Origin of the sequence: Salinibacter sp., from assembly GCF_042218895.1 — a bacterium.
Taxonomy (GTDB): Bacteria; Bacteroidota; Rhodothermia; order Rhodothermales; family Salinibacteraceae; genus Salinibacter.
Genome location: NZ_JBDGQQ010000089.1, coordinates 1 through 5,557, shown reverse-complemented (window position 1 = coordinate 5,557; position 5,557 = coordinate 1). Strand labels below are relative to the sequence as shown.

Sequence of the window (5,557 nt, the reverse complement as noted above, 5' to 3'; positions counted from 1 at the left end):
TCGGTGATCGTCTTGTCCGCGTCCTTGAACCACGTGCCCTCCACGAGCGGTGCCTCCTCAGTGAACTCGCCGTCCTTGTCGATGGGGTTGAAGAGGGGCAGGCCCTCGTCCTGCGCGACGGCGTAATCCTCTTCCCCAAAGGCCGGGGCCATATGCACCACACCGGTGCCCTCTTCGGTCGAGACGACATCCGCTCCAAGGACGTACCACGCGTCTTCGCCCGGCGCGGCGCGGTCCGTGAAGTAGTCGAACAGCGGCTCGTACTCAGTACCGATCAGTTCTTCCCCCGAGAACGTCTCCTCGACGGTGTACTCCTCGTCGATAACCTCGTCGAGCAGCGCCTCGGCCAGAATCAGCGTCTCCGATCCCTGATGCGGGTCGTCGTGGTGGATCTTGACGTAGGTGAGGTCCGGCCCCACGGCGAGCGCCGTGTTGGAGATGAGCGTCCACGGCGTCGTGGTCCAGGCGAGGAAGTAGGTGTTCTCTTCGCCCGTCACGGGGAAGCGAATGTAGACGCTCGGGTCCTGGGTCTCCTCGTAGCCGAGGCTCACCTCGTGGGACGACAACACGGTGTGGGAGCCGGGGCTATACCACTGGATCTTGTGGCCCTTGTAGAGCAGGTCCTTCTCCTCGATTTGCTTGAGGAGCCACCAGACCGTTTCGATGTAGTCGGTCTCGAAGGTCACGTACGGGTCGTCGAGGTCGACCCAGTAGCCCATCCGCTGGGTGAGCTCGTCCCAGAGGTCCTTGTACTCCAGGACGCTCTCGCGGCAGGCAGCGTTGTACTTTTCGATGCCGTACTCTTCGACCTCCGCGCGGCTGTCGAGGCCCAGTTCCTCCTCGACCTCAATCTCGACGGGCAGGCCGTGGGTGTCCCAGCCGGCCTTGCGGGCCACCTGGTAGCCCTGCATCGTCTTGTAGCGGCAGAAGATGTCCTTGATGGCCCGGGCGAGGACGTGGTGGATGCCGGGGGTGCCGTTGGCCGTAGGCGGGCCCTCGTAGAAGGTGTAGGTGGGCTGGCCCTCTCGCTCCTCAATGCTGCGCTCGAAAATGTCGTGGTCGTCCCACCAGTCGAGGACGTCCTCTTCGAGCTCAGGAAGTGAAAGCTGATCGGGCGTGTTGAACTGCGCCATGGAAGTGTGGGAGTGTAGAGTGAAGAAGCTCTCACATCGGCAGCCGAAATCTACGACGCAACGCGGCTGTATGTTCGTTCGTCCGGAGAATTTGGTTACCATCGCGCCCAGAACCGAGGGGCTGCCCGTCGCGGGTGACCAGCCGGATGGGCCGCCCGGCCTCCCTCAGCTTGATTCTTCGCGGGGAGGAGAGACGTCTGGGAACTGGTCGACGAACGCGAACGCGTCGCCGTCGAACAGGCCCTGGTCGCTGAGCTTGAGCTTCGGGATGACGAGCAGGGCCATGAACGAGAGTGTCATGAACGGCGCGTCCATCGGGCTGCCTAGTTCCTCCTGCACGAAGCGGCTGAGGCGTGTGTAGCGGCGGGCCACCACGTCGTGCGGCTCGTCGCTCATGAGGCCGCCGATGGGAAGCGGCAGCACGTGGGTGCCCTCGGCCACGGCGCTGATGCCGCCCTCCTGCTGGATCACGGCGTTGACGGCTCGGGCGAGGGCGTCGTCGCTGGTGCCCACGGCCACCACGTTGTGCGAGTCATGCGCCACGCTGGAGGCGAGCGCGCCCTCGTCCAATCCAAAGCCTCGAGTGAAGGCAACGGCGGGCTCGGAATTCACATCGTACCGGTTGAGGACCGCCAGCTTGAGCAGGTCCCGGTCCGGATCGGCCGCGGCGTCGCCGTCCTCCACCGGTGTCTCGACAATGTCTTCGCCGGTCACGAGCTGATTGTCGACCGCCGTGATGGCTCGCACCTGCGTCCCCTCCGCCGAGACGCGGAATGCTTCCGGCCCCACCGGCTCGGCGTCGAAGCGGTTAACGACGTCGGACGGCGTACGCTCGATGTGTGTCTCTCCCTCCTCGGCCACGAGTTGGCCGTCCACGTACGTCCGCTGCACGGTCAATGCGCTGAGGTCGTCCACGACAATGAAGTCCGCCGGGTCGCCCTCCCGCAGCAGTCCCACGTCCAGCCCGTAGTGCTCCACCGGGTGCACGCAGGCGGCGCGGAGCACGTCGAAGCGATCGTAGCCGCGGGCCAGGGCGCGGCGAACGAGGCCGTCGATGTGCCCATCGACCAGAGCATCGGGGTGGCGGTCGTCGCTGCAAAACAGGAGGCGATCCGGCGCCTCGTCCATCAGCGGAATCAGTTCGTCGAAGTTCTTGGCGGCCGAGCCCTCGCGGATGGCGAGTTTCATGCCCGCCTCGAGCTTCTCGCGCGCCTCCTCGATCGAGACACTTTCGTGGTCCGTCTCGATGCCCGCCGCGGCGTACTGCTGCACGTCGTCGCCGCGCACACCGGGCGCATGGCCGTCCACGGGCATGTCGCGCACCTGCGCGGCCCGAATCTTAGCCAGCACGTCCGGGTCACCGTTGAGGACGCCCGGATAGTCCATCATCTCGCTGAGGTAGGGCACGTCGTCCCGGTCCAGAAGGTCGGACACGGTGTCGGGCCCCAGCTCGGCCCCCGCCGTTTCGAAGGGCGTGGCCGGCACGCACGAGGGCGCGCCGAAGGCAAAGTGGAAGGGCACCTGCCGACCGTCCTCGATCATGTACTCGACCCCCGCCACGCCGAGCACGTTGGCGATCTCGTGCGGGTCGCTTACCGTACCCACGGTGCCGTGCACCACCGCGGCCCGCGCAAACTCCGACGGCGGCAGCATGGAGCTTTCGACGTGCACATGCGCGTCGACGAATCCGGGCAGGAGATACCGATCTGGCACGCTGTCGGTCGGCTCGATACGGTCGATCCCCCCGTCCTGGACGTGAACGGTGGCGGCGCGGATTTCGCGGTCGTGGAGGTCGACGAGGTGGCCGGCAACGGAGAACGAATCGGGCATGGGAGTGGAGAGGATGTCCCGGGAGACGTGCGACGGGCCTCAAAATACAGAGGCGGTAGCGGAGCGTCGAGCTCCTGAGGCTCCGGATGCGTGGAGGCGCGGATGCGTGGAGGCAAACTGAGGGATTCGCTCGGATTGCCTGTGCATCCAGAGCATTCATGCTCCAAAGCTTCCACGCCGAAACGCTACCGATTCCACTGCACGATCTCGTCCAGCGACTTGCGCTCGATGTCCGGCACCGTGGCGTCCTCGGCGGGATAGCCCACCGGAAAGAGAACGTAGGGCCGTTCGTTTGAGGGACGTCCCAAAATGTCTCGGAGGAAGTTCATAGGCGCGGGCGTGTGGGTGAGGGTCGCCAGGCCCATGTTGTGGAGGGCCGCGATGAAGAGGCCACAGGCGATGCCGACGCTCTCCTGCACGTAGTAGTTTTTGGTCTTCTCCCCGTCCGCGTCGAGGCCGTACTGCTCGGCGAAACAGACGACGATCCAGGGCGCCGTTTCGAGGTACGGCTTGCGCCAGTCCGTGCCGAGCGGGGCGAGGGCCTCCTCCCACTCCTCCGTTACCCGGTTCTCGTAGAATTCCTTCTCTTCCTCCTCTGCGGCCTCGCGGATCTCCGATTTCAGAGCGGGGTCATCGACGGCCACGAACTGCCAGGGCTGCCGATTGGCGCCGCTGGGCGCGGAGCCGGCCGTCCGGATCGCCTCCTCAATCAGCTCTTGCGGGACGGGCCGATCCGAAAACTCGCGCACGGAGCGCCGTTGGGCCATCTGCTCCCGGAATGCGCGGGCCCGCTCCTGCATCTCGTCGGGCGGATACTCGGTGAAGTCGAGGGGAACGGGATCGTGGGCATCAGCCATGGCCTGAGGGGGGGATTGATTCGATGCGGTCTGACCTCTCCAAAGCGCGTGCACCCCGACGGTTCACCGCATGCTAAGGCGTTGCGACCTCTGTCCCGGTGACGGTGTTCCAGAGAGCGTCCAGATCGGGGTCAATCTTGGGCACCGGATGGGACCGCACCATCACCTCCGCCAGGAGCTCGGGCACGTCCACCGCGTGCCCTATGAGCGGCTCCACCACCTCCGGAAACTTGGCCGGATGGGCCGTGGCGACCAGAATCCACTCGTGTTCGTCGTCGGGATCCAATCGTTCACGAGCCTCGACGGCCGTGGCGGTGTGCGGATCCCACACCTCGCCCCACGCGTCGGGGCCGCGTTGAATGTGCTGCTCAATCTGGGCGTCCGTCACGCGCTCGGCCGTGATTGTATCGCGGAGGGCCTCGGCGGAGGACCAGTGGTACCGCAGGCGCTCCATGTTGCTCGGATCGCCCACGTCCATCGCCGTCGCGAGGGTCTCCTGGGTTTCAAAGGCTTCGTAGTCCCCCGTCTCCAGGTAGTGTGTGACCGGGCGGTTCTCATTGGTCGCGAGGACGACCTCCCCAATTGGCAATCCACACTCGCGGGCGTAGAGGCAGGCGAGGCCGTTGCCCAGGTTGCCGGACGGCACGATCACGTTCGGCCGCGTGCCGTGGGCGCGCCAGTGCTGGAGGCTGGCGTGGGCGTAGTACGTCATCTGCGGGAGCAGGCGCCCGATGTTGATGCTGTTGGCCGAGGAGAGGCGCAGGTGCTTTTGCCACGTCTCGTCCTGGAAGGCCTCCTTCACAAGCGCCTGACAGTCGTCGAACACACCGTTGACGGCTACCGTCTGCACGTTGTCGCTCCAGCCGGTGAGCTGCTTCTCCTGCCGGTCGGACACCTTGCCTTTCGGGTAGAGGACGACGACCTCCACGTTGGGCTTCTGCCAGAAGGCCGCCGCCACGGCCGCGCCGGTGTCGCCGGAGGTGGCCACGAGGATGGTAAGCGGCTGGTCGGCCTCTTCGTTGAGACGGGCGAGGCTGTCGGCCAGGAAGCGGGCGCCCACGTCTTTGAACGCTGCGGTGGGCCCGTGGAAGAGCTCCAGCACGCGCGTCCCGCGTCCCACGTCGCGCAGCGGCACCGGAAAGCCGAACATCGCCTCGCAGATGGCCGGAAGATCGTCGGCCAGAGGGTCGTCCGCTACGAACGGACGGAGGAGTCGCTCGGCGACCGCCTCAATTGTGTCGCGGCCCTCGAACGCCTCCGGCCCGAGGTCAGGGAACTGCTCCGGCACGTACAGCCCGCCGTCCGGCGCGAGGCCCTCCTGCAGCGCCGTGGAGAGCGAAACGCGATGATCGGGCGTGCGGGTGCTCAGATATTTCATTGGAGGGGAGCGTCAACGAGTGACCGACGTGGTTCCGTGGGCTGGAGCCTCGCTCGCAGGTCGCCAGGGGCTAACCCTGCATTCCCTTTTTCCTCGGAGATATCCGTACGCCTGCCGGGGGACCCCACTCCTGGTCTGGGAGGCTAGAAAAGGTCGACCCGTGCAGCATTATTCGCAACTCGTATCTAGTCCCTCAGGATCCGGCCCCCCACGAGGACCGCCCAGTTCAGCTTCCCGCTTCCCGTGGGCAGTCGGGCCGGGACTGAGGCCCGGTGCATGCCCGATCCAAAGCCGCCCCCCCCGAGGAGAAAGATGCGTCCGGTCTTCAGGGCCCGGCTCCCACAGAGTTGGGGACTATC

The 5,557-nt window shown here is 66.0% G+C and carries 4 protein-coding genes; all 4 read right to left on the bottom strand.

Translation table 11 applies throughout. From position 1 onward, the window contains the following. A partial coding sequence (locus ABEL04_RS08235; protein WP_375801910.1) for a class I tRNA ligase family protein occupies positions 1–1,133 on the bottom strand: 1,133 nt, incomplete at its 3' end. Between the two features lie 165 nt (positions 1,134–1,298). Then, complete coding sequence (gene ade, locus ABEL04_RS08230; protein ID WP_375801909.1) at positions 1,299–2,963, bottom strand: adenine deaminase; 1,665 nt, start codon at positions 2,961–2,963, stop codon at positions 1,299–1,301. 185 nt (positions 2,964–3,148) lie between these two features. After that, positions 3,149–3,820 (bottom strand): nitroreductase family protein, encoded by a 672-nt coding sequence (locus ABEL04_RS08225; protein ID WP_375801908.1) that lies wholly within the window; start codon positions 3,818–3,820, stop codon positions 3,149–3,151. A gap of 73 nt (positions 3,821–3,893) precedes the next feature. Continuing rightward, positions 3,894–5,198: a threonine synthase gene (gene thrC, locus ABEL04_RS08220; RefSeq protein ID WP_375801907.1), complete on the bottom strand. Its 1,305-nt coding sequence runs from the start codon at positions 5,196–5,198 to the stop codon at positions 3,894–3,896. Positions 5,199–5,557 lie beyond the last annotated feature (359 nt).

Bases quoted from the DNA above. Each gene is read 5' to 3' on its own strand.
- ade (WP_375801909.1), bottom strand. From the start codon at position 2,963: ATGCCCGATTCGTTCTCCGTTGCCGGCCACCTCGTCGACCTCCACGAC.
- ABEL04_RS08225 (WP_375801908.1), bottom strand. From the start codon at position 3,820: ATGGCTGATGCCCACGATCCCGTTCCCCTCGACTTCACCGAGTATCCG.
- thrC (WP_375801907.1), bottom strand. From the start codon at position 5,198: ATGAAATATCTGAGCACCCGCACGCCCGATCATCGCGTTTCGCTCTCC.